The following is a 24,391-nucleotide window of genomic DNA, read 5'->3' on the forward strand; positions in this document are numbered from 1 at the left end:
CCAGTATTCATTGGTTGGTGCGATTGCTTAAAAATATGCTCAGGTAGCACTTTTTGCATACCTGTATAAAGCTAGAAAATTCGCTTATCTTAACGATTACACCCGTCTCAGTCGATGATTTTTACATCGATTTTTTCTTCGTGCTCTTTTTTCTCAACGTAATCTCGAATTTGAGATTCTAACTGTGCAACGATGTCGTCATTATCAATACGTGTTTTCTGACGTTCACCGTTAATGTAAAGACCTGAACGACGATTTGCACCAGCAAGGCCTAAGTCGCTCACCAAGGCTTCACCTGGGCCATTCACCACACAGCCAATCACCGACACCGAAATCGGCGTAGTAATATCTTCTAGTCGCTCTTCAAGTTGATTCATGGTATTCACCACATCGAATTCTTGTCTTGAACAACTAGGGCAGGCAATAAAGTTAATGCCACGAGAACGAATTCGAAGCGATTTAAGGATATCGAATCCGACTTTTATCTCTTGCACAGGGTCGGCTGCCAGCGATACCCTAAGCGTGTCACCAATGCCCTCGGCTAATAACATCCCAAGGCCCACAGCTGATTTCACCGAGCCGGCTCTGAAGCCACCAGCTTCCGTGATCCCCAAATGCAGCGGTTGATCGATTTCTTTGGCAAGTAAACGATAAGCCCCTACAGCCAAAAATACATCTGACGCTTTTACCGAAACCTTAAACTGATCAAAATTATGGCGCTGAAGAATTTCAACATGACGCATTGCAGACTCTAGTAAGGCCTCAGGAGTTGGCTCGCCATACTTTTCTTGTAAGTCTCGCTCCAGCGAGCCACCATTAACACCTATCCGGATCGGAATATTGTGCTCGCCTGCGGCATCAATTACAGCACGGATCCTATCTTCGCTACCAATGTTGCCTGGGTTGATACGCAGGCAGTCTGCGCCGTATTTTGCAACCTGTAAGGCGATGCGGTAATCAAAGTGAATATCCGTTACTAACGGAATATCAACCTGCTCTTTAATGCTTTTAAATGCTTCAGCGGCATCCATAGTTGGCACTGAGACACGCACAATATCTGCACCCGCCTCTTGAATAGCCCTGATCTGCGCCACCGTTGCATCAACATCTAACGTGTTGGTATTGGTCATTGACTGTACGGCTATCGGTGCGCCATCGCCAATAGGCACATTACCGACATAGATTCTTGTTGATTTTCTACGCTTTATTGGTGGTTCTGAAAACATGCTGACTACTCTGCTAACGGTAAATTAAATTTGGCTAAACGGTTTTTAGTAAACTCAGGTAAGGTCACTGGTTTGCCGTCAAGTGTGACCTCTACGGCCCGATGCTTGCCGAGTATAACAGAAAAAGGGGCTTTCCCCTCAACTGTCATGGTATATCCTGCTTTTTTAACACCAAACGCGACACGCTCTTGGGTTGCATCAAACATTTCAACCCAGCTTTCTTCGTTAAAATACATCACTACCGTACTTAAGCCAGGATCTCGTTTAACCTGCTCTTGTGGCTTGGTTTCGGCCATGTTTGACGCTGAAGCCTCTGGGGTATTAACAGGCTGTGTGTCTTGTACATCGGTATCAATAGTTTGCTCTATAGCCGCGTTTTGCGCTTCTTCTTGAGTGTTGGTTATGTCAGTCTCAGGAGCTTCAAGGGCGGTTACGGCGCTCTCTTGCGCCATTTCTGGTTCAGCTGTATTGGTCTGCCAAAACCAAAATGCAGACGACCCCAGTACAATGGCTAACACAATATAGCTCACCATCATCAAGCGATTATCATGGGCTTCTTTATGTGTGCGACGCGAAAAACTCTGCATTCGCTTTTTCTGTGGCGGCACCTCGGGTGATTGATACATAGCCAGTACATCCACCGGATTTAGCCCAAGCAATGTGGCGTAGTTTTTAATATAACCGCGCACAAAAGTTTCAGGTCCTAAGTCTTGATAATCGTCCTGCTCGAGCTTGGTGAGTTGGGCATGAGTCATCTTTAGACGTGATTCAATTTCGGCAAAACTGATCCCGGCATTTTGTCTTGCCGTTGCTAAAGTTTGCCCAAGTGAAGGCAGCTCTTGTTCAGGTGATTCTTGCTCTTTCATTGATTGGTTCATAAAACGTAATTTGTTGGATCCACAATTAATAATCCGTGACCTGCTTGCAGTGCCACATCAGGAGTTAGCTTATTCCATCGCATAATTTCATCGATCAACACACCATATCGATCGGCTACACTGAGCAAAGTATCTCCCGTTGCGATTTCATGGATCACATTGGGGTTATTTAGATACACCTTTTGACCCGCAAATAATCTTGCAGATTCACGCACTTGATTGTACTTCATCAAATCGACCATTTTAATGTCGTATTTTACCGAAATACTAAACAGGTTTTCACCTGCAATAACAGTATGAAAAGGCACCTTTGGCGCGGCTATTTCACTGTTTAACAGCGGAATGGACGTATTAGTGGCCGCTGTTGTCATTACTTGACGCTCCCGTAGCGCGGCACTAAAAGTGACATCCGCAGGATTCGGTTGATAAAACTCAACTTGTTCATCGGGGCGCGACGCTGTGTTGACCGCAGGCGCTGTTTTGACCACCTCAGGTTTTGCTAATGGCGCAAAATTATTGGTCTCAACAGGTGAATCAGCAGTGAATACAGGCGTTGAATTAGATTGCGTTTTCTTACGTTTAATTTTAATTTTTGGGTTTGCCACAATATGGTTCGGTGAAGCATCGGCCAACTTGTTTAACTGTGACTCCCGATACCGATTCCTGAGTCGCTCAAATTCACTTGCCGCGATATTATCTGTCAATATCAAACCTGCTTGCGGCGACTTGGGATAGCTTTGCACTAGGGTTGTTGCAATATCTTGGGCCTTTTGCAAGTGGCCCATCTGCATATGAACAAGGTGCCCTAACATCAGGCTTCTGGGCGAAATAAAACCACGCTTCTCAACGGCTTCTAGAATATCTTCCACTCTCAAAAAGTCGCTACGCGCATAATATAGGCCGGCCAAAGCAAGCTGCGAAGAAACCTGTTGTGCATTGTGCTTAATCGCACTTTGCAGATAGTCTTCGGCGAGCAAGTATTCATTTTGCTTCAACGCACATAACGCCAAGTTTTCATAACTGGCGGAAACCCGCAGATAACTAGGCACTTCTATCGCTTTGAAAAAATAATCACTGGCCTTGTCGTATTGACCAACTCGACACAAAAACGTGCCGTAATTGTTCAGCGTATCGGGGTTATCAGGCTCAATCGCTAAGGCCGCCTGATAGGCGCTATCGGCCCGTTGTTGCTCACCTACCTGCTCGTAATAGTACGCCAGCGTATAATGCGCCTCAGCCAATTTTGGCGCCAGTTGCAATGCGCGCTCAAGATTAAACTTAGCAGAAGTGGTATTGCCTGAATTGAGATATTGAAGCGCAAGTGCGATGCGAGTTCTGGCAGCATTGACGTTGTTAACTTGTTGCTCGGCCACAGGTCGCCCATCGGAGCGATAACGACTCTCCGTCACACACCCTGACAGAACTAAACTCGCGCCTGCGAGAATGGATGCAGCCAATCCTGTTTTGCGATAATTTCGCGATTGCATCACTCACCTTTGAATGCCACTGGGTTCTATGTCTGCACTATATTACCCAAAAGGCAAAGAGATTCATCTATTTTTTGTCAGATAACCGGAACTTATCTTAAGTTGAGACGAAATGAGCCGGGAAACCCCAGCTCTTTACCAACTATTGCGCACTCACATTGACAGCAATTGCGTTGTCGTCACGTTGCTTTTTCTTTGCTAGACGTTTGGTTCTATCAACCACGTCCCCCACAAGCTGTCCACAAGCGGCATCAATATCATCACCACGCGTACGGCGCACGATACACGTTAACCCTGCGGCTTGTAAGACTTTTGAAAATCTATCGATACGGCTGTTACTTGAACGGCCATAATCATTGCCTGGGAATGGGTTAAACGGGATCAGGTTGATCTTCGACGGCGTCCCTTTTAATACTTCAACCAACTCATGGGCATGATCGGTGCTGTCATTCACGTCTTGCAGCATTACGTATTCAATCGTTACGTCTTTATTTGCCTTTGAGCCATCAATATAACGACGACAAGCAGCTAAAAACTCTTCGATTGGATACTTTTTATTGATAGGAACCAGCACGTCACGTAGCGGGTTATTCGGCGCATGTAAAGAAATCGCCAAGGCCACGTCGATCTTTTCTTTTAAGATATCCAGAGCTGGTACAACCCCTGATGTACTCAAAGTCACACGGCGCTTAGACAAACCAAATGCCCAATCATCCATCATTAGTTCCATTGCTGGCACCACATTATTGAGGTTTAGCAGAGGTTCACCCATCCCCATCATTACGATGTTGGTGATCGGACGCTTGGTGCTATCGCCTTTGTGTAGGCCAATGTCGGTTGCCACTCGCCATACCTGACCAATGATCTCAGATACTTTTAGGTTACGGTTAAAACCCTGCTGCGCTGTTGAGCAGAAAGTACATTCCAAAGCACAGCCAACTTGAGAAGACACACACAAGGTTGCTCGGTCTTTTTCTGGGATCCACACGGTCTCTACTTCTTGGCCGCCTTCAAGTAACAATGCATATTTGATGGTGCCATCTGAGGCCTCTTGCTTAACTGAAATCTCAGGTGCTTTGATCTCACACTCAGCTTGCAAACGGGCGCGCAGCTTTTTGTTTAAGTTGCTCATTTCATCAAAGTTGTCGATACCAAAATGATAAATCCATTTCATCACCTGATCCGCGCGGAACGGCTTTTCGCCATATGATGCAAATAACTCGCGCATCCCCTCGCGATTTAAATCAAGTAAGTTAATTTTTTTCTCAGTAGTGGTCATGAAACAACCTCGGTTAAAGACGGTAAGAACAGCTAAATTGCCAACAGCACATTGTACAAAAAAGCAGCAAACATCACAAATAATGTAACGTGTTTTGTGAAGTAGTTGGATTACTTAACAAAGCACGCTTATCCCATACCAACAGCATTTGGCTACGGGACAAAAAAAGGGCTCGAAAGCCCTTCTTTGGCACACAGTCTCGAATTAACGAGTACGTGGGCAGATTTCTTCTTCAGCGAAGAAGTAAGCGATTTCGCGAGCAGCAGACTCAGGCGCGTCAGAACCGTGTACAGCGTTCTCGTCGATGCTGTCTGCGTAGTCAGCACGTAATGTACCAGCAAGCGCTTCTGCAGGGTTAGTAGCACCCATGATTTCACGGTTTTTACGAACTGCATCTTCACCTTCAAGAACCTGAACCATTACAGGACCAGAAGTCATGAAAGAAACTAGTGCACCAAAGAAAGGACGCTCTTTGTGCTCTGCGTAGAAACCTTCAGCTTTCTCTTGAGAAAGGTGAACCATTTTTGATGCAACGATTTTAAGACCAGCAGACTCAAAACGGTTGTAGATAGCACCGATGTGGTTTTTAGCTACCGCATCAGGCTTGATAATTGAAAAAGTGCGCTCTAAAGCCATCTTTTTTGCTCCAAAATATTGTTGTGAATATTAACGGGCGCGAATTATACGTTGTTTGGTAGAAAAAACCTACTATCTCGCGTCGCTTTCTTTTCGAAGATAGAAAAGTTTGGTGAATTTAGTACCAATAAACTTATCAAGATACATCGCCACAGCACAGCCCATAAGGAAGTCAGCCTACTTCCTGTACAACATCGAAAAACCTGATCTACATCAAAATTACTTTACAGGCTTTCTTCTATACTGCGCCGCTTTTTAGAATCAGCAAGCGAAATCACTCAACAGCTGACCCGTAATCAGTTCAATGTATGAGGTAAACTATGTTTGTACCAGAACTTCTCTCTCCTGCCGGCAGTTTAAAGAATATGCGTTACGCTTTTGCGTACGGTGCCGACGCGGTTTACGCCGGGCAACCAAGATATAGCCTTCGAGTGCGTAATAACGAATTTGACCTTGAAAACCTTGAAATAGGTATCAATGAAGCCCACCAGCAAAATAAAAAGCTTTATGTGGTGTCAAATATTGCGCCACATAACGGCAAAGTAAAGACCTACTTACGTGATATTGAACCGGTTATTGCCATGCAACCAGACGCGCTTATCATGTCTGATCCTGGCCTCATCATGTTGGTTCGCGATAAATGGCCAGACATGCCAATTCACCTTTCTGTGCAAGCCAATGCGGTTAACTATGCAGCCGTGCAATTTTGGGCTAAGCAAGGGGTGGAACGGGTGATTTTGTCTCGTGAATTATCACTGCAAGAAATCGAAGAAATTCGCACGCTGTGCCCTGAAACTGAACTTGAAGTATTTGTCCACGGAGCTCTATGCATGGCGTACTCGGGGCGCTGTTTGCTGTCTGGTTACATCAATAAGCGCGATCCAAATCAAGGGACTTGTACTAATGCCTGTCGTTGGAGTTATGACGTAAAACCGGGCCAAGAAAACGAAACCGGTGACGTAGTACACAAAGTGGACCCAAAGGCCATTATTCCCACACTTGGTGAAGGCCAACCAACCGACCAAGTCTTTATGCTCGAAGAGCAAGGCCGTCCAGGCGAATACATGCCAGCGTTTGAAGATGAACACGGCACATACATCATGAACTCTAAAGACTTACGTGCCGTACAGTATGTTGACCAACTCACCAGAATGGGGGTACATAGCCTCAAGATTGAAGGTCGTACTAAGTCATTTTATTACGTGGCGCGCACCGCGCAGGTTTATCGTAAAGCCATTGATGATGCCGTTGCTGGCAAGCCCTTTGATCCAAGCTTGATGAAAACCCTTGAAAACCTCGCTCATCGAGGCTACACCGAAGGCTTTTTAAAGCGTCATGTGCATCAGGACTATCAAAACTACGACTACGGCCACTCCATCTCGGACAAACAGCAATTTGTCGGAGAAGTACTTGGTCGCAGCAATAATGGCTTGGTTGAAATCGATGTAAAAAACAAATTCTGTACAGGGCACAGCCTGGAGTTGATGACCCCGAAAGGCAATATTCACTTTAATCTCGAGCACATGGAAAATAAAAAGGGCGAGACAATTGATGATGCGAAAGGCTCCGGTCATATTGTAAAAATCCCGCTGCCTGAGGACATTGACCTAAACCATGCGATTTTAATGCGTAATTTGGGTCAACATGAGGATACGCGAAATCCATTTAAAAAGGTGTAGTCATGGCACTTTTGATCAACGATAAATGCATCAATTGTGATATGTGTGACCCAGAATGCCCAAATCAGGCCATTTATATGGGTGATAAAATCTATCAAATTGACCCAGACAAATGCACAGAATGTGTGGGTCATTACGATACCCCCACCTGTGTAAGTGTTTGTCCAATAGATTGCATTAAACCTGATCCAAATCACAAAGAAACGTTGGATCAATTAGCTGAGAAATACCTACGTCTTACCGAGCCTAATGGGTGAAGCATACTTGCTTCACCTTTGCCCCCTAATTGCCAAAAGCCGACACCTAGCCATACGTGTAAATGTAAAGATTTACGTTTTATCTTGTCGATATTTCAAACAGATATACTACAGTTAAAGCATAGATCAAAGACTGCGATTCGATATTTACCGATGCAAAATAGTTGAGCTGTGAATGCATCTGGTAAAGCCATCGACTCGGTTAACACAAACTCTGTTTATCTTGATTTCACACCCATCGATGAGATCAAGGCTATTTAGTGGTAGGGACATAACATGGATCTGAACTCATTTGAGTCATTCTTTCACAGCGCTTACATGCCTCACGGGCACTGCTATTTGTGGCAACCGCACATCTTGTGGACCAATGTGATCTCAGACATCTTGATTGCTGCGGCATACTTCTCCATTCCCTTGGCTATCATGATTTATGCAAAAAAGCGCCCCGATGTTGGTAAAAATTGGGTGGTTATCCTTTTTTGTAGTTTTATTACTCTTTGTGGATTAACCCACCTCATTGGCGTATACACAGTATGGCATGGCGCATATGGTATTCATGGTATTTCAAAAGCAGCCACCGCTTTTATTTCAATGGTCACCGCGGTCTATTTGTTTAGGCTTATTCCCAGTGCCGTTGCCATACCAACTCCCAACCAGTTCCATGGCGTCACCGCAAGACTAAAACGGATGTCAGACGAGAAGCAAGCCTTACATTCGCAGCTTGACCAGCACCGTGTTACTGAGTTTATGCTCAACACCTTGCCGACGAGTACCTTGTTACTTGACCAATTGCTGTCTATTAGCAAATGCAATCCCTATTTCTATCGTGAACTTGGCTATGACTCCCCCGACGAACTACTAGGACTGAGACTCCATGACATTGTCAGCTTAGATGATCCTTTTGATAGCCTTGAGTCCATTAGTCAGTCCCTACTTGACCAAAACGATTACAGTAAAGAGGCGTTATGCCACGTTAAAGACAAGTTTGGAAATCAAATTCCCATGGAAATGCGCCTCGTACAAGAGCCTCACGATGGCACCAACCTAATTCTTGCCGTATTTAACAACCTTTCCTCTCTTAAACGCACAGAGCGAGCACTTGCAAACTCTACAGAGCAGATGAAGCGGGCCATTGGTGCAACAGAAGATGGTATTTGGGAATGGAATGTGGTTGATAATAGTGTAAGTTATTCTGCTCGCCTAAAAACCATGATTGGTAAAAGAGAAGATGAGCAAGTTACCTTTGATGATTGGTTTGCCCATATCCACCCAGACCATCAACAACAAGTACAAGCTGCAATCGACCATCACTTCAAAACCAAAGAGCAGTACTTTGTGGAGTATTTGGGGCGCGATAGCAAAGGTGAATACGCTTGGTTTTCTGCGGTAGGTAATAGCCAGTTTGATGAACACGGCAAGCCACAAATGATGTCTGGTGCACTGAGAAATATTCATCAAAGAAAAGCGCTAGAGCTGCAAGTTGCAGAAAAAAGTAAAATCTTAAACGCCATTTATGAAGGCGCAAGCCAAGCAATTTGGTTATTAAAGGTTGAGCCTAATCAAACATTTAGGTTCTTAGAATACAATAAGTTTGCCTGCCAACGCACAGGGGTTAAATTCGAGCAAGTGTTTGGGAAAACCCTTGATGAGCTCAGAGGCAAAGCACTTGCGACTGAATTGGTCGACCGCATAGAGAAAAACTACCAACTTTGCGCAGAGCTGGCAAAGCCTGTTGATTACACAGAAATGCTGCCATTTAACGGTAAGGAGCATTGGTATCAAACTACCCTCTACCCGTTAAAAGACAACAAAGATCAGGTCGAACGTATTGTTGGCATTGCCGTTGATATTACCGCGAGAAAATACGCAGAAAAAGAGCTCGAAGATAATCAACGCTTTTTACAAAGAATGATAGACTCTGCGGTGTGCGGACTGTATCTCTTCGACTTAAAAAACCACAAAAACACTCGTATTAATAAACGCTATACTCAGCTTCTTGGTTATACCATGGACGAACTGGAAAGCTGTAATTTAGACACTTGCTTTCATGAAAGTGAACGAGCCTTAGTGTTTGAACATCTTGATGAGGTGAGAGCGAGTGAAGATGGCGTATTGATCCCCATAAAGTATCGCTTTAAACATAAAAATGGCCATTGGGTTTGGTGTTACTCCGTTGATACAGTGATCACTCGGGATAAAAATGGCGACCCAGAGTTAATGCTTGGCACGTTTGTAGATATGACAGAGCACACCGAGCTGCTACTGCAGCTACAAGAGTCTAACGCTCACTTAGAGCACTTCGCCTATATTGCATCTCATGATCTGCAAGAACCACTTAGAAAAATTACCGCGTTTTCAGACAGCTTGGCACAAAGGATCACCCCTGAGCTGACGGATTACGAAGACGCAAAATTTGAGATAGACCGGCTTGTGGACGCAAGCCAAAGAATGCGGATCATGATCCAAGACTTGTTAAAGCTATCGCGATTGCATTCTCAAGAATTGAAGGTACAACCCACAAACCTAACGCTACTTATTGAAGACGTTTGTGAAGTCATGAGCTTTAGTTTAGAAGAAAGCAACACCGAGATAAAAGTTGAAAATGGTGAGTTACCGCTGGAGCTTGACGCATCACTCTTTTTGCAAGTGCTGCAAAACCTGATCAGCAACAGTATTAAATTTAAAACCCCTGACCAACCGCCAGTGATCCATATTTATGCCAGCCAAACCGGACATGAAACGGTGCTCCACTACAAAGACAACGGCATTGGCATTCCAAAATCTCGCCGTCAACAGGTATTTGAGCCATTTAGGCGCTTTGGTACAACCGAAGAATATGGCAGCGGTATTGGACTTTCGTTGTGCCGTCAAATTGTAAAACTACATGGTGGAACCATTAAATGCCTACAAAGCGACGATGGTGCGCTATTTGAAATTGTCTTTCCCAAAGATAAGCAGGAGTGATCATGGAGCTACTATTAGTTGAGGACGATCCTGATGATATTTACTTCTTTAAAAGAGCTTACAGTAGCTTAGTTAATGCTCCTGACTTGAAAATATTTTCAGATGGGCACGAGCTATTAGCTTACCTCAATACCAAAGAGGCGCATAATCAAGTTATTTTACTTGATTTAAATATGCCAAAAATGAGCGGCTTTGAAGTGATGGAAGCATTAAAAGATGAGCACATTGCCGATAACCTCATTACGGTATGCTACACCACATCAACGCACCATAGTGATATTCGCAAAGCCTATCAGTTAGGCGCAAAGTCTTATATTACTAAACCTGGTCGGTTAAGTGATTTGGAGTCTTTGATTAAACTAATCAAACAATACTGGTTTGATAATAACCGAGTGGTACAAGGATAACGATGAATACATGGCTGATTTACCTGCTCGAAGACAATGACGAAGATGCTTATTTGGTCAAGCGTACCCTTGCTCACACAAATGGCAGGCAAAAATTTAATGTTAAGCATTTTAAAAGCTTAGACCAGTTGGAACATGCAACAAAGACAGTCAAACCTGAGGCGTTGTTAATCGATTTGAATATTGACGAGAGCCAAGGCTTGAACACCTTGATTAAAGTAAAGCAGTTTTCTGTCTGTGCGCCTATTATTGTCTTAACTGGCGTCTCTGACACCCTATTTGGCGAAAAAGCAATTCAACTTGGCGCTCAAGATTATATTCCCAAGCATGAATTGAGTAGTCCGCTGCTGGTTCGCACTATTACGTTTTCGAAGGAGCGTTACGAAATGCAGCGTAACTTAGAAAACCTCGTGGTGATGGATAGATTAACCATGCTCCATAACCGGGGCGCATTTGATTCAGAGATTGATAGAGCCATTTCTGAATCGGAACGATATGGCCACGGCTTTGGTGTTTTGTTTATAGATTTGGATAACTTTAAGCCGGTTAATGACCAACTTGGCCACCAAGCTGGCGATCAGCTATTAAAAATACTGTCGGCTAAGTTAAAAATGTATAAACGTGCCTCCGATTTCGTGGCCCGTTACGGTGGCGACGAATTTGTAGTAATAGCCCCACACCTCACCGAAAAAAACCAACTTAGGAAACTAGCACAGCACAAGTATGATTTGCTCAGTGACAACTACTGCCTACAAGATGAAAACGCCAACATTCAAGAGGTTAAATTAGGGTTAAGCATAGGTGCTGTAATTTATCCAACGGATGCCACGTCTGCGGAAGAATTGATAGCCAAAGCAGATAAAGCCATGTATTACGCGAAAACTAATCAGCTCCCCTACGCCCTTTATTCAGAAACCGGGTTAGATAAAGAGCAAGAGTAGCAAAGTCGCACATAGCCATCTTTGTCCCTCACTTTTCTTGAACTGTCTATATCTTTGAATATAGCGCCTTTGTTACTTTCTTAATTTTCATATACTTACCCGGTTATTAAACGCAGGTATCCCACAAAGTTAAGCAGCCATGTTTACACCGTCTAACGGCGACTCTCCACTTTATTAAAAAACTTTTATTTTACAATTTATATACATTTAGTTATAACTTAACTTGAACAAAAAACAAACAGAAAGGATACGACATGAAACGCCACTATTTATCAGCGTGTGTACTCACGCTCCTCTCACATCAAGTATTTGCAGCAGGTCAACATGACTCGGTAACTATGCCTGAGTTTACTGCCAAGCATATTAGCAGTTTACCTCTCTCTAGTTTGCAGGCCGTTAACCCTGATCAATTCCTATTTAGTAATGCCTTACAGCAAGTAGACTGGCAACAAGTACTAGATTCGACAGCGCCTCACCTAAGCGAAAAACTTGAGGTGATTTTGCACTATGCAGGATATGCGAGCATCAACCCTAAATTGCTGCTTGCGCTAATGGAACTGCAATCAGGTGTGATCAGCAAACCGAATGCTGATTCGCTCCAAGCACCATTTGGCGAGCTTTCTCAAGAAAAAGGTTTTGATGCGCAGGTGAAAGATGTTGCACTAAATCTTAGCGCAAGATATTACGCATTCCAGAAGCTTAAAGAAGAAGGTAAAGCGCAAAAGCTGATTGCGGTAAATGAGGCCACAGTCGCTCTTGCTGATCTTACGCATACTTCTGTTGATGCATTATTAACTGTATACCAAACGCTGTTTAATGGTGAGTCTTTAGCATTAACTGCCAATAGCGATACCTCATTTTCTGAGCAGGCGTCTACACAGGCTGCATCGGTGGCAAGCTTTAGTATGAGCTTTCCATGGCCTTCTGGCTACGCTTGGTACAGTGGTGGTGCTCACTCAAATACAGGCTCGGGATACCCCTACTCCTCGCTGGATTTCAACAATGGTTCAGGGGGCTGGGGCAGCAATACACCTTGGGTTCAAGCAGCACACAGTGGTACGGTGACTCGCTATTCACAGTGTAATATTCGCGTCACTCACTCCAGCGGCTACTCAACTCAGTACTACCACATGGAAAACTTACAATACAACACCGGTGATGTTATTTCTGCCGGCGCTTGGTTAGGGCGCTATGCGAATGATAAACCAACCGCGCTGTGTCAGGGCGGCCAATCTAGCGGCCCTCATGTTCACTTTTCTCTGTTGTATAACGGTGGCCATATCTCTTTACATAACTGGTACATTAGCGGCTATCGCATAGATGTAGGTGACTACAACTATGATGATAACTGTAATCGCTTCTATTTTGAGAAGAATGGATATCGCACTTGTGCTTGGAATGCACTTTACAAATAAGCCTGCAATATTAGCTCAAAGGCCCAGCGCATAACTGGGTCTTATAAAAAACTTAAACTTTTTGTAAAACATATGTATATTAAATTTAACAAAAAATAAAAAAGGATTTAGTACATCTATGCTTACGAAGGAATATTCCAGCGACTTAGTCGAGTGGCAAGAGCGGGCATTTTTTATTCTGACACATGCTCGTGCCAATACTAGTTCAACTAATTATACATTGCTCATAAAAGTCTTAGAAACACTCGGTAGTACCGTCAAGGTAGATACCCGGCTACCAGAACCCGAACAGCGAGCTCAAACCGCCCTATTCTTAGTCGATACCGAACATCGAGATTGTGATGAACTTATCAGCGCGGAAGTAAAGCTATTAGCCGCCAAACATAAGGTGCTTCTTTTCAACGCCGACCCAGACAACGTAAACGAGAAAACGGCTTTGCTTGGCAACGTAAAGGGAATACTTTATCAAAACGCGCCACCAGAGACGTTATTTAAAGGCCTAAGCAGCGTATTAAAGGGTGAGCTTTGGTTTTGTCGCAGCGCTATTTCTGCCGCATTCAGTGAACTAATTGCCGCGCTCCCTCAAACACTACCAAACAGCGATATTGTGCTCACAAACGAAGAGCTCAATATATTAACAGGCAGAGAAAAGTCAGTGATCAAACTCATTGCTGCTGGCGCAAAAAACGAAGATATTGCCGACAAGCTCAACATCAGTAGCCATACGGTAAAAACACATATCTATAGTGCTTTTAAAAAAACCAATTCTCGAAATCGCGTTGAATTAGCCAACTGGGCGCTGCGCCATATTCCCATCGTTAATATGGGATAGTCGGTCGTTTAATATGACAAAGGAAGGTTAAGTGGTGGGATTTAAGTAAGATTGCTGTAGCGGTAAGTCATTCCTTACCGCTACAAACAGTACGACTTAAGCTACCCCGTAGCTATCGCGGTATGCTTTTACTGCATCTAAGTGCTCATCCATACCACCTTGCTGTTCAAGGTAAGTGATAAGATCAGCCAACTTCACGATAGAAACCACTTGTGTATTAAAGTCGCGTTCTACTTCCTGAATAGCAGAAAGCTCGGCTTTGCCTTTTTCTTGACGGTCTAACGCAATTAGTACACCAGCAAGATCAGCGCCGTTTGCCGCAATAATTTCCATCGACTCACGAATAGCAGTACCCGCTGTGATCACGTCGTCTACCAACATAATACGGCCTTCAAGTGCAGAACCAACAAGGTTTCCGCCTTCACCGTGGTCTTTCTTTTCTTTACGGTTAAAGCAGTAAGGCACGTCTTTGTTATGATGATCAGCAAGTGCAACCGCTGTTGTCGTTGCAATTGGAATGCCTTTGTAGGCAGGACCAAATAACACGTCAAACTCAATACCTGCATCTTCTAGCGCTGAAGCATAAAAACGGCCCAAACGCGCAAGGTCACGGCCAGTGTTGAACAAGCCAGCATTGAAGAAATAAGGGCTCGTGCGACCCGACTTTAGCGTAAACTCACCAAATTTAAGCACCTGCTTTTCCAGTGCAAATTCAATAAACTCTTTTTGATACTGTTTCATGTCTTTACCTACCGAGTGTTGGTTACGCTAATGCTTGCTTTTGCAAATCAATGATTTCGCGAATTGAATGCTTAGCCAAGCCAAGCAATTCATCAAGCTCTTCAAAAGAGAAAGGTTCGCCTTCAGCGGTGCCTTGCACTTCAATTAGCTTGCCAGTTTCTGTCATGATCACATTCATGTCAGTTTCTGCTTCTGAATCTTCAAGGTATTCCAAATCTGTGATTGGTTGACCTTTGTACACTCCAACCGAGATAGCCGCGATCATGAACTTTAATGGGTTAACATTGATCATGCCTTTGGCACGCATATGTGTTAATGCATCAACTAAAGCAACACAAGCACCGCTAATTGATGCAGTACGAGTACCACCGTCAGCTTGAATTACATCACAATCGATAGTAATTGTGTTTTCACCTAACGCTTTTAAGTCAACCGCAGCACGAAGCGCGCGCGCGATTAAGCGTTGAATTTCCATGGTACGGCCGCCTTGTTTGCCACGCGCCGCTTCACGGTTGTTGCGCGTATGTGTAGAGCGCGGAAGCATACCGTATTCTGCGGTGATCCAGCCTTTGCCTTGACCCTTCATAAAGCGTGGTACACCGGCTTCCACTGAAGCTGTACACAACACCTTGGTGTTACCAAACTCTACCATTACTGAGCCTTCAGCATGCATTGTATAGTTACGAGTAAATGTAACCGGCCTGATCTGATTTGCAGTTCTTTCGCTTGGACGCATCCACGTTCCCCCATCATCAAAATTTGCCGTACATTATAAAGGGATCATAGTCACTATGCCACGCGATCCGACTAAAAATAAAATTCACTTTAGAGCTGTGTGTAAATTCGGCTATAATGGCTCGGTTAAACCAAGTTAATTTAGGGACTTTATATGATCCATAGTATGACCGCCTACGCCCGCAAAGAAGTGAAAGGTGACTGGGGCACTGGGGTTTGGGAAATTCGTTCAGTTAATCAACGCTACCTCGAAACCTTTATCCGCGCACCAGAACAATTTAGAGGCTTAGAGCCAGTAATACGCGAACGCCTGCGTAAACACCTACAACGCGGCAAAGTAGAAGTATTCCTAAAATTCACGGCAAACCCGGCCCACGTTGGCCAATTAACCGTAAACGAATCGCTCGCCAAGCAACTGGTTGAAAGCGCAAAATGGCTACAATCACAAAGTGGCGGCGACATTAATCCAGTAGATATCCTCCGCTGGCCTGGCGTAATGGAAGCCGAAGAAGTCGACTTAGACACCGTAAATAGCCAGCTGTTAGGCGGCTTTGACGAGCTTATCGAAGACTTTAAAGCAGCACGCGCAAGCGAAGGCGAAAACCTACAAACCATGATCACCACCCGTCTTGATGGGATCTTAGAGCAAGTTGCTATTGTTGAAGGCCACATGCCTGAAGTCACTAAGTGGCAACGTGAAAAGCTTTCACAAAAACTCGAAGAACTAAAAACCGACATCGACGAAGGCCGCCTTGAGCAAGAGCTAATTTACCTCGCGCAAAAACAAGACGTTGCCGAAGAACTCGACCGTCTAAAGTCACACGTTAAAGAAACCCACAAAATCCTCAAAAAAGGAGGCGCATGTGGTCGTCGCCTAGACTTTATGATGCAAGAGTTCAACCGTGAGTCTAACACCCTAGCCTCAAAGTCAATCAACAGCGACATCACCAACGCCGCCGTTGAGTTGAAGGTGTTGATCGAACAAATGCGCGAGCAGATCCAGAATATTGAGTAATGTTTCAGGCTGTTTCTGAGTGTTAAAATAGCCTTTAAAGTCGGGTTGTTATGAGTTTTACGTGTTTCAACCTGTTGCCCCGAATTGCTCTTTGTAATGAAAAAATGATGGCAGAAATGGTGGCAGATTTTGAAAAAATTCAAAATTTGCCCCAAACTTTAAAAATCTGCCACCACTTTTATTGTAAAGGTATGATATGGCAAACAAAATCAACGCTCAGCAAATTAAGTCTTTAATCAAAACGGGTAAAGTAGGCTATCACTCAATTGGGAATGGCCTCTATATTCGAATCAGTAAAGAGCGAAGCGCTTTTTGGGTGGTTAGATATACAATTCATAAAAAGCGCAGAGAAATAACCTTCGGCAAATACCCCGATGTTTCATTGGCTGAGGCACGCTTAAAGTCAGCGCAAATTGTGCTTGATGTGAAAAATGAAAACATCGACCCTCAAGCCGAGAAAATGCGCCTCGATAACGAAACCTTAAAAACCGTCAATGATCTTGCCGAAGACTAGCTGCAAGAATGCGAAAAACGCTTAAAGCACCCAAATATCCCTAGACGTATTTATACCAAAGATCTTGCCCCTTATTTTGGTGGGTTAGCAATCGAAAAAGTAAACCCTAGAGATATTCGCGGCGCGATACAACGCATTGCGCAAGGTGACCGCCCAAGCATTGCAAATGACGCGCTCATGTACTGCAAGCAGCTATTCAGACACGCAATTAAGCTAGATTTACGCACCTCAAACCCAGCTGAAGCATTTAACGTGTCAGATGCGGGCGGTGTAGAGCAAAGCCGTAGCCGCGCCCTATCACTTGGAGAACTAGAGAAAGTGTATCAATGCCTGCGGGAAAATTCTGACCAATTTACCCGCGACAACTATTTGGCCTTTTCGCTGCTACTTTGTTTAGGTGTTAGAAAAGGCGAACTGATCGCTGCTAAATGGGCTGAATTTGATCTTAAAGAAGCGCTTTGGCATATTCCACAGGAGCGCAGCAAAACAGGCCGAGGCATAACCGTGCCATTAAGCCCCATCGTCATTGAATGGCTCAAAGAGCTGCAAATACGAGCCTTTGGCTCTGACTATGTCTTTCCAAACCGCAGAGCCAGCAAGCGCTTTGGACATATCAGCCCCGACACACTCAACGCCGCCATTCAAAAGCTATTTCGTGAAGACAAAATGCCCGTGCCCCACTTTACCGTTCACGACCTACGCCGCACCTGTCGAAGCCTACTTGCAGGCAATGGCGTAGCTGGTCATATCGCCGAGCGATGTTTAAACCATAAGCTTAAAGGCGTTGAAGGCATCTATGATAGGTATGATTATTTGGATGAGCGAAGGGAGGCGTTGTTAATCACCATATGTATATTACCATTTATTGTAGCCTCAAATGAAAGGTAACCTGTTAATAGTTCTGACTAATAAATTAACTAAGGTTCGCTTCTATTATCCTTAGACTTTTGAGTTTTGGCCAAACTATTTTCAGTTTGTGCCACATACTCATGCCCACCACAGGCGGGACAATCAAAGCCCATCTCTTTTTCAACAATAACGTCCGACTCAACATGAACCTGCTCCCCACACAACGCACAAACTATCGTTTTATATAGTTTTTTCATTTCATACTTCCCCACCAATTAACTAAGGCAAATCCACTAAGCGAAATGAGAGCGACTATAAAACAAATAATACCAATAATAAAAGAGATTGCAGTGAAATGTTGGACGGAGCTTTTTACCTCCCCCCTGATACTCAACAAAACTCCAAATGCTGCGAAACTCAGAAACAAAATAGCTCCTGTGAAACAGCCAAAAGTTAACAAAACTAACCACTCAGAGTTAGGTGTGCTGAAAAACTTTTCTAGCAGTAAAGTCAACAGCAGTATCGACCCAGTACTAAGTGTAGTAAGGTGCTTTATATAGTCCAATGCAACTTTTTGTTGCTCAACGTAAATTGCTATTTTTTCCATCGTACTACCACCATCAGAAAAGCTATGTATTATTAATAATAAATATTAATCACTAGCTATCTTTTAAAACTCAGTATTTAGTTTAAAAGATTTCAGTATTAATGAATACGGTTTGCATCTAGTTGGCTCTGGCAATTTAGAGTTCTTGTATTTTGAATTTAATGAAATTCCTTTTGGGTTCATCGTTAAGGTACATTCGTAGCCTGTAATAGTCGGAAGGCTTTTGTTATAAAACTCGCTTAACTGCCTTTCCTCACCCTGTTCTATCTTCTTTATAACTTCCATAATACAGGTATAAACAACTTCGCCAAAGTCAATAGCTTCTTGCTTTGTAGGAATGTAGCCTTTATGAATTACTTTATTTCTAAAATTGCTTTGCTCTTGGGTTAATATACAGGGAAAAGATGAGTACTTATAAAGGTAAACAAATATATACGCACCGAGCTGCCTTTCCGACTGATTTTTCACGCTTCTCCATGCTTTATCAAACTCACTATTGCCTTTAAGATTTTGATACATAACATAATTTATGAAAAATTCAAAAAACCTTTCTAACGATGCTGAGAATGAGGAAACGGCTTCACGAAAATATCCATCCGATATGGCGTTTAGCGCGATATCAAACAGGACCTCAAACTTCGACCCATTAAAAACCATTGCGAACAGATGCCCTTCAGGACATGTGATAGGGTGAATACAACTATCATCTAATTGCTGATGATCTACTCTAAAAATTAGTGATTGTGATGGAAACTTAGCAAAGGATTCTTTCATACAGTAGGGACATTGGTAACTTAGCTTCAATTTAAATTCCTCTGTGTTTAGATGCCTTATATCAACGTACTCATATCAGGTATTTTGATATATCCAGCTTCTCGCCTTGTTGCTCTTTAGCTCTTAATTCTGAGGGCTCAAAATCTGTTGTTTGCAAAAAATGAATAAGGAAAGTTACCCAAGCATCTTGATAAACATAATCATTATGAGGCTCGTCATAAAGACAAAACTCAGCGTTAGTATCAAATGGATCATCTGAACCGTTAGCAGGCCTAATTCTAAATAACTTATATAAAACCACATGTAAGGGCATCGTAATCTCTTTGCCCTTTAGACCATCGTTTACCTTTTTAACAACTTCTGATGGCTTCAACCTACCTACATTTGCCGCTTCTATTTTTACTGTCTTATCTTTAATGATAACGTTTAGTTTCTCATATGCAGCTTTATCATCGTCACTAAGACAATCCCATTGAACAAACTCTACTGCAGCGTCACCTCTATTTGTATTCGAAATTTTGGGAATTTGAATCAATCTAATACTGTACTCTCGAGAGTTGTATGTATCAGCGTCTAGAGTATTTCTGTATTTCTGTACGAACGCTACTAATTCAGACAAATCTTTTGATAATGCAGCTTTGTTAGCTTGTTCTTGCTTCTTTGTTCGGATTTGAGAAAATTGGAGACTGTAGACTAAAGCTTCATTTATAGAGTATTCGTTACCAAAGAAGTCAATTAATTGGCTTTCATAATTGAAGAGTAGTGATTGACATTCACCAAAAATAAGAGTGTCGACCTCTCTTTTTTCTATATGGCGATGCTCAATTTTATTCCTAAGCCTTATGAAAAAGCTTAAGTTTGATTCAACCCCCTTAGTCAAACTAGCGTACTTTTTTATACATGTAGAAAGCTCCCAAGCTTTTCTCTCACCGTCAATAACTTCATATCTGCCATTTTTCTTTTTATAATAATACTTCTGCCCAATAGTTGCATTGAAATGAGCGTGAAATAGCCGAGTCCATGCCATTATCATCATGGTGATGAAGCCTTCGCTTCTAAAACTAGTTCTTGGCTTATTGTATATTTCAACAGCGAGGAGTGCAGAGTCTATAGAGGCTTCAAGAATAGATTTCGTTTTTCCTTTTCGTAATGTCACAGCAACACCCTCCACCAAAATGTCCACCTCTAAACCAAGAGTAGATTTCTGTAAATCCAGAAGCGGACATTTAAGTCAAACTGAAAAATACTACGGTGTATACTCAGTATGATGACACCGTGGACAAGGCGGTAATCTATCGTCGTGATCATCCAACGTAACTTGCTCGCCACATTTTTTACAGGTGTAAGTACCTGTTCCGGGCTTTTCACCAGTTGTAGACATAAATAGTCTCCTTAATAATCCCTGATTGTAAGGTAACTGCGCTTGCCTAGGCGGGATAAGGCAAGTACCAACATTTTGATACTGCTATTTAGAGCTAAAATAATTTAGTCTAAAAATCCATCATGCGTGAGTTGCAAAACCCTGTCAAGAATACATTTATCTAGTAATTTCAACATCATAAAAATAAAAGCGCAAAAGATATTCACTTGCATTTCTGTACCTTTGAGTAAAATAATCACAGCCAATACTTTTTAACTTACCGCTATGTGACCAAAACCTAGAAGTATGCAGTTTTGACAAGAAAGCATCGCGATTCAACTTGAGCTTTTCCAGTCAACTAAAAGGCTCAACCTTTCCGAAACCGACGAAGCGACTCCAAAAGATGTGTCGCCGAATGACCCGCTGATCACGTGGATTAACGACGGTGCGGCAGAGTCAGTAGAAAGGCCATTTACGATTGACGGGAAATCGTTTGTCGCTGAGATCTCACCTGCCAACTTTAAGAATAAGAAAAGTAAGAAGTTTCAGAGCCATTTTCCGCACCTCAGAGAAGCGCGTATTGAATATGTGATTATCTCAATGGCCTCCAAGCAAGCAATGCAAGTTCAATCCGACAGCGAAAACAATAAGGTGTTTTACCTAAAGACAACCTATTACCAAATCCAGAAAGAGATCGTAAACGCTATCAACAAAGTAGAAGACAAAGTACCAATAGGTTGCAAAATCAGTAAACAAAGGGCGTATGATTTGAGCCTCTTTACTAACTGGCCATTTGACTTTACCCAATTTCTGATACAATAGAAGTAGACTTATTTTTTAAGAGTAGACAGTATGACTATTACTCTCCACGGTAACGTTGCCAAGCTTGTGCAAACTGAAGCTAACAACTCAGGGTTTCAGTCGCCTGAAGATCTTATCTTCGAGGCAGTTTCAGAGTACGTTAAAAAACGCATTGATTCGGGTATTGAACAAGGTCTTCAAGATGTGGCTAATGGTGATATGGTTGAACTTGACGCAGGCAACATCTCACAAGTACTTTCTAAACCTGCATCTCAATGGTAAAAGTACTATTAACCCGCAAAGCCAAAACCGACCTTGAAGCGATCGAATGTTTTATAGCTGAAGATAATCCAGCCAGAGCCAGAAGTTTTTGTGAAGAGTTCTTGCACAGAGCTGTTGAAAACTTAGCTACATTCCCTTGCTCTCACCCGCTCTATAACAAAGAAAAGAATATCAGGCGCTTTGTTTACCGAGACTACAACTTGTACTATCAATACGATACATCAAAAGACAGTGTGTATATCCTGCATATACTCCACGCCTCGGTATTTCAAAATATGATAATAGGTGCAACAAAACAACCTAAATAGGTTTCGTTCCAATAAAAAAACACAGATTAATCAAGTGTTATTTTTAATAAAATCGGCAACCTCAATTTCCATTGATTTAGGAAAAATCCAACCCTGTAATGCACGGTTCCATTTACCACCAAGGTTTTTAATTCCGTCTTTAATCTCTTTTGTATCTCCTTTGACAAGAAAAGATTTAACATGGCCATCCTTTTCATAGTCCTCCATATAAACTCTTCCCTCTTTAATGGCTTTTTTGAGCACCTTAGCTTTTTCTTTCACTTCCGCCTCAGTAGGAACGTTTATGGGTTCACCGTTGTTCAACCTTTGAATATTTATAGATAACTGACCTAAGAGCTGTTCCTTAAAATCAGGCAGATTCCGATACGAACCAGTCAAGCCTATTTTCTGCATTTTCTTTTGGAAAGCGCGCAATGATTGAAGTTGCTCTAAATCAAGGTTATTAATATCAACTTGTTGAGATGAAAAATAGAGCATGACGGGTTTACCATTATCAATGAAGTGCTCGATTTCCTCAACAGTACCACTCTCACTAACACCTGTAGGTGAGCCGAGCCTAGTCCAAAACACTCCTACTAACATGTCACAACCATTTACGACTTGCTCATTTATAAAACCTTGTGCCCTTCCTCCTAGAAGAGGGGCGGAGTGAGTTTCCCACCCAACAGGGAGCAATACAACTTGCTGGGTTTCAGAGTTCATACTATTCCATCGAGAAATGACTTCTGCTATTGCTTCTCTTTCATTAGCAACATCACCCGGGCTAGCAATCAAAACTTTAATAACCTTTGCATTAAAAGACATATAATTTCCTTACTTTCAAAACTCTTTATATGAGGGTTTATGCTAGCTTAATGCCTTTTACTAGCTGAGGCTTTTTGATTTCCATCAATAAACCAAATATCTGATGCTTGTCCATATTCAGCAAGAAACTCCCTACGAGCTTTTTGAACATCAGCATACTTTTTCCCTATACCACCAACATCCATAATCAAAAATATACCTAAATCAGTATCGTCCGCTCTTTTATATATTTCGAGCTGCTTTTCATAACCATGTACTAAAGCTGTGTTCGTAGATAGCTTTACTTCGACTACGACTTTTGAGTCGTAACCTTGTGACATTTTGAAATCAACAGGACCATTACCTGAGTCAGCTTCAGGAGTGAGATCTAGATTGTTTGCTTTACAATAGCTATATGCAACTGCAAACAATAGTCTTTGAGATGCTTTTTCTTTTCTTGGTTTACCATTTTCATCCCATAATTCCTTCCAAAGCCCTTTATGTTCAACAAGCTCCTGAAACTGCTCCAATATCTTATGCACAACTTCAATCACTTCTGTTGAAGTTAATTTTCGACCTGAATAGTTAGAAAGATCAAAGGGGTGTGATTGTGATACCGACTTCAGTAATTCGGTCCAAAAGGCCTCTCCATTTCTATCATTACTAAAATCATAAGGTGTGGGAGACACCTCTCGAATCATATCCATAACTTGCTGAAATGCTTCTTTGCTTCTCAATGCCGACTTTTTTAATTGTTCTTTTTGCTTTTTTGACATGTTAGCCCAAATTTCACCAACATGGTTATTTACTCTCTCTCTAAGCTCTTCATTTTCTCTCACAACTCTAGAAATATCACTCCAGTCAGATGCAATTGGTAAATCCCTAACAATATCATTTGGAACAAATAACAAAGGCTGACTTGAGTAAGGGTTTTCAACCAAGTCATATACAGTGTTTTCAACTTTAAATTGTTTTGTAGGCAACTGTAATGATTTATTGATGGTCTGTGAAAACTTAACCAGATCATGAATTATTATATTTGTAGTCATGTCACTGATTCTGTCTGGGCCTATTCCTTCTTCAAACAATGCCAGAGCCATGAATAAATCAACATCTTCCACACCTAAAGAAACTATCTGACGAGCAGTTTCCAAAGTAGTTGAAATCAGGTCTTTCCCAAAACCTGAGCCTCTAACACTGGTTCCATAGCCTAGACAAGTCCAGCTTACCTCTGAGAATTTAAAAAGCCTCTTTGCATTTCGCCAAGCTATATCATTCTCTTCTTTCGATACTGACAAAAGCTTTATTATTTGACTAAATCTCTGCCTGTATGACTGAGCTGCACCAACGCTCATCTCGATATGACTACTTTCCTCTAAAAGCAATGGGTCAATAAAAACCAACGTGTCGGTATTCAACAATACATTTACAACTCCCAGCTTATCCAGCGTAGCTAAATCAATGTTAAACTGTGTAGATATTGTGGCTGGATTTTTAATTTTACCCATATTATTCCCTTCAAATTAATATCAGCTCATGGGCCGTGAGCTAAGAGTCCACAAAACCAAGAACTTGCTGGAAAGTATCTTTTCACTTTTAAGCCGCTAGTTTGAACACCGCG

At 42.5% G+C, this 24,391-nt stretch carries 27 protein-coding genes; 13 read left to right on the plus strand and 14 right to left on the minus strand.

Annotated elements, in window-relative coordinates; translation table 11 throughout:
- Positions 1 to 107 precede the first annotated feature (107 nt).
- The 5 genes from ispG to ndk all read right to left on the minus strand — a co-directional run bounded on the left by ispG (position 108) and on the right by ndk (position 5,506).
- Complete coding sequence (gene ispG / locus CEX98_RS00575; protein ID WP_099640203.1) at positions 108 to 1,226, minus strand: flavodoxin-dependent (E)-4-hydroxy-3-methylbut-2-enyl-diphosphate synthase; 1,119 nt, start codon at positions 1,224 to 1,226, stop codon at positions 108 to 110.
- A gap of 5 nt (positions 1,227 to 1,231) precedes the next feature.
- On the minus strand, positions 1,232 to 2,092 hold the full coding sequence (locus CEX98_RS00580; RefSeq protein WP_242441580.1) for a RodZ domain-containing protein: 861 nt from the start codon (positions 2,090 to 2,092) through the stop codon (positions 1,232 to 1,234).
- Positions 2,093 to 2,100: 8 nt separating this feature from the next.
- A complete protein-coding gene (pilW, locus tag CEX98_RS00585; RefSeq protein WP_099640205.1) occupies positions 2,101 to 3,591 on the minus strand; it encodes a type IV pilus biogenesis/stability protein PilW in 1,491 nt (496 codons plus the stop codon).
- Between the two features lie 142 nt (positions 3,592 to 3,733).
- A complete protein-coding gene (locus CEX98_RS00590) occupies positions 3,734 to 4,870 on the minus strand; it encodes a bifunctional tRNA (adenosine(37)-C2)-methyltransferase TrmG/ribosomal RNA large subunit methyltransferase RlmN (RefSeq protein ID WP_099640206.1) in 1,137 nt (378 codons plus the stop codon).
- A gap of 204 nt (positions 4,871 to 5,074) precedes the next feature.
- Positions 5,075 to 5,506 (minus strand): nucleoside-diphosphate kinase, encoded by a 432-nt coding sequence (gene ndk, locus CEX98_RS00595; protein ID WP_010377338.1) that lies wholly within the window; start codon positions 5,504 to 5,506, stop codon positions 5,075 to 5,077.
- Between the two features lie 320 nt (positions 5,507 to 5,826).
- On the opposite strand from ndk, the gene yegQ reads away from it, so the two are divergent.
- The 7 genes from yegQ to CEX98_RS00630 all read left to right on the plus strand — a co-directional run bounded on the left by yegQ (position 5,827) and on the right by CEX98_RS00630 (position 14,001).
- The gene (gene yegQ / locus CEX98_RS00600; protein ID WP_099640207.1) at positions 5,827 to 7,185 is read left to right on the plus strand and encodes a tRNA 5-hydroxyuridine modification protein YegQ; all 1,359 of its coding nucleotides are present in this window, start codon (positions 5,827 to 5,829) and stop codon (positions 7,183 to 7,185) included.
- A gap of 2 nt (positions 7,186 to 7,187) precedes the next feature.
- Positions 7,188 to 7,442 (plus strand): YfhL family 4Fe-4S dicluster ferredoxin, encoded by a 255-nt coding sequence (locus tag CEX98_RS00605; RefSeq protein ID WP_099640208.1) that lies wholly within the window; start codon positions 7,188 to 7,190, stop codon positions 7,440 to 7,442.
- A 276-nt stretch (positions 7,443 to 7,718) separates the two neighbouring features.
- A complete protein-coding gene (locus CEX98_RS00610; RefSeq protein WP_099640209.1) occupies positions 7,719 to 10,406 on the plus strand; it encodes a PAS domain-containing sensor histidine kinase in 2,688 nt (895 codons plus the stop codon).
- Positions 10,407 to 10,408: 2 nt separating this feature from the next.
- Positions 10,409 to 10,813: a response regulator gene (locus CEX98_RS00615; protein ID WP_099640210.1), complete on the plus strand. Its 405-nt coding sequence runs from the start codon at positions 10,409 to 10,411 to the stop codon at positions 10,811 to 10,813.
- 2 nt (positions 10,814 to 10,815) lie between these two features.
- Positions 10,816 to 11,754 carry a GGDEF domain-containing protein gene (locus CEX98_RS00620; RefSeq protein ID WP_099640211.1) on the plus strand — a complete coding sequence of 313 codons (939 nt, stop codon included), beginning with the start codon at positions 10,816 to 10,818 and terminating at the stop codon, positions 11,752 to 11,754.
- 254 nt (positions 11,755 to 12,008) lie between these two features.
- Positions 12,009 to 13,169: a M23 family metallopeptidase gene (locus tag CEX98_RS00625; RefSeq protein ID WP_099640212.1), complete on the plus strand. Its 1,161-nt coding sequence runs from the start codon at positions 12,009 to 12,011 to the stop codon at positions 13,167 to 13,169.
- A gap of 118 nt (positions 13,170 to 13,287) precedes the next feature.
- Complete coding sequence (locus CEX98_RS00630; protein WP_099640213.1) at positions 13,288 to 14,001, plus strand: response regulator transcription factor; 714 nt, start codon at positions 13,288 to 13,290, stop codon at positions 13,999 to 14,001.
- A 96-nt stretch (positions 14,002 to 14,097) separates the two neighbouring features.
- Here CEX98_RS00630 and pyrE read toward each other — a convergent pair whose 3' ends face one another.
- Positions 14,098 to 14,742: an orotate phosphoribosyltransferase gene (gene pyrE, locus CEX98_RS00635; protein WP_099640214.1), complete on the minus strand. Its 645-nt coding sequence runs from the start codon at positions 14,740 to 14,742 to the stop codon at positions 14,098 to 14,100.
- 22 nt (positions 14,743 to 14,764) lie between these two features.
- Complete coding sequence (gene rph, locus CEX98_RS00640) at positions 14,765 to 15,478, minus strand: ribonuclease PH (protein ID WP_099640215.1); 714 nt, start codon at positions 15,476 to 15,478, stop codon at positions 14,765 to 14,767.
- Between the two features lie 153 nt (positions 15,479 to 15,631).
- On the opposite strand from rph, the gene CEX98_RS00645 reads away from it, so the two are divergent.
- From CEX98_RS00645 to CEX98_RS23540, 3 genes are all read left to right on the plus strand, one after another.
- On the plus strand, positions 15,632 to 16,492 hold the full coding sequence (locus tag CEX98_RS00645; RefSeq protein WP_099640216.1) for a YicC/YloC family endoribonuclease: 861 nt from the start codon (positions 15,632 to 15,634) through the stop codon (positions 16,490 to 16,492).
- Between the two features lie 196 nt (positions 16,493 to 16,688).
- Positions 16,689 to 17,006, plus strand: coding sequence for an Arm DNA-binding domain-containing protein (locus CEX98_RS23535; RefSeq protein ID WP_347337885.1), 318 nt, complete (start codon positions 16,689 to 16,691; stop codon positions 17,004 to 17,006).
- 36 nt (positions 17,007 to 17,042) lie between these two features.
- Complete coding sequence (locus CEX98_RS23540; RefSeq protein ID WP_431520148.1) at positions 17,043 to 17,894, plus strand: tyrosine-type recombinase/integrase; 852 nt, start codon at positions 17,043 to 17,045, stop codon at positions 17,892 to 17,894.
- 29 nt (positions 17,895 to 17,923) lie between these two features.
- Here CEX98_RS23540 and CEX98_RS00655 read toward each other — a convergent pair whose 3' ends face one another.
- From CEX98_RS00655 to CEX98_RS00675, 5 genes are all read right to left on the minus strand, one after another.
- Complete coding sequence (locus CEX98_RS00655; RefSeq protein ID WP_099640217.1) at positions 17,924 to 18,112, minus strand: hypothetical protein; 189 nt, start codon at positions 18,110 to 18,112, stop codon at positions 17,924 to 17,926.
- A complete protein-coding gene (locus CEX98_RS00660) occupies positions 18,109 to 18,462 on the minus strand; it encodes a hypothetical protein (protein WP_099640218.1) in 354 nt (117 codons plus the stop codon). The genes CEX98_RS00655 and CEX98_RS00660 overlap by 4 nt, the downstream gene beginning before the upstream one ends.
- Before the next feature lie 63 nt (positions 18,463 to 18,525).
- Positions 18,526 to 19,236: a hypothetical protein gene (locus tag CEX98_RS00665; RefSeq protein ID WP_099640219.1), complete on the minus strand. Its 711-nt coding sequence runs from the start codon at positions 19,234 to 19,236 to the stop codon at positions 18,526 to 18,528.
- A gap of 70 nt (positions 19,237 to 19,306) precedes the next feature.
- Positions 19,307 to 20,392 (minus strand): DUF3644 domain-containing protein, encoded by a 1,086-nt coding sequence (locus CEX98_RS00670; RefSeq protein WP_099640237.1) that lies wholly within the window; start codon positions 20,390 to 20,392, stop codon positions 19,307 to 19,309.
- A 90-nt stretch (positions 20,393 to 20,482) separates the two neighbouring features.
- Positions 20,483 to 20,617 (minus strand): zinc ribbon-containing protein, encoded by a 135-nt coding sequence (locus CEX98_RS00675; RefSeq protein ID WP_099640220.1) that lies wholly within the window; start codon positions 20,615 to 20,617, stop codon positions 20,483 to 20,485.
- Between the two features lie 384 nt (positions 20,618 to 21,001).
- Between CEX98_RS00675 and CEX98_RS00680 the strand changes: the two genes are divergently transcribed.
- From CEX98_RS00680 to CEX98_RS00690, 3 genes are read left to right on the plus strand one after another with little or no spacing between them, the layout of a single operon-like run.
- Positions 21,002 to 21,418, plus strand: a complete 417-nt coding sequence (locus tag CEX98_RS00680; protein WP_099640221.1) for a hypothetical protein — start codon at positions 21,002 to 21,004, stop codon at positions 21,416 to 21,418.
- 30 nt (positions 21,419 to 21,448) lie between these two features.
- A complete protein-coding gene (locus CEX98_RS00685; RefSeq protein WP_099640222.1) occupies positions 21,449 to 21,679 on the plus strand; it encodes a hypothetical protein in 231 nt (76 codons plus the stop codon).
- The gene (locus tag CEX98_RS00690) at positions 21,673 to 21,987 is read left to right on the plus strand and encodes a type II toxin-antitoxin system RelE/ParE family toxin (RefSeq protein WP_099640223.1); all 315 of its coding nucleotides are present in this window, start codon (positions 21,673 to 21,675) and stop codon (positions 21,985 to 21,987) included. The genes CEX98_RS00685 and CEX98_RS00690 overlap by 7 nt, the downstream gene beginning before the upstream one ends.
- Positions 21,988 to 22,017: 30 nt before the next feature.
- On the opposite strand, the gene CEX98_RS00695 is transcribed toward CEX98_RS00690, so the two are convergent.
- Complete coding sequence (locus tag CEX98_RS00695; protein WP_099640224.1) at positions 22,018 to 22,791, minus strand: hypothetical protein; 774 nt, start codon at positions 22,789 to 22,791, stop codon at positions 22,018 to 22,020.
- 47 nt (positions 22,792 to 22,838) lie between these two features.
- Positions 22,839 to 24,278, minus strand: a complete 1,440-nt coding sequence (locus CEX98_RS00700) for a hypothetical protein (RefSeq protein ID WP_099640225.1) — start codon at positions 24,276 to 24,278, stop codon at positions 22,839 to 22,841.
- Positions 24,279 to 24,391 lie beyond the last annotated feature (113 nt).

Source organism: Pseudoalteromonas piscicida (assembly GCF_002744175.1).
Classification (GTDB): domain Bacteria; phylum Pseudomonadota; class Gammaproteobacteria; order Enterobacterales; family Alteromonadaceae; genus Pseudoalteromonas; species Pseudoalteromonas piscicida_B.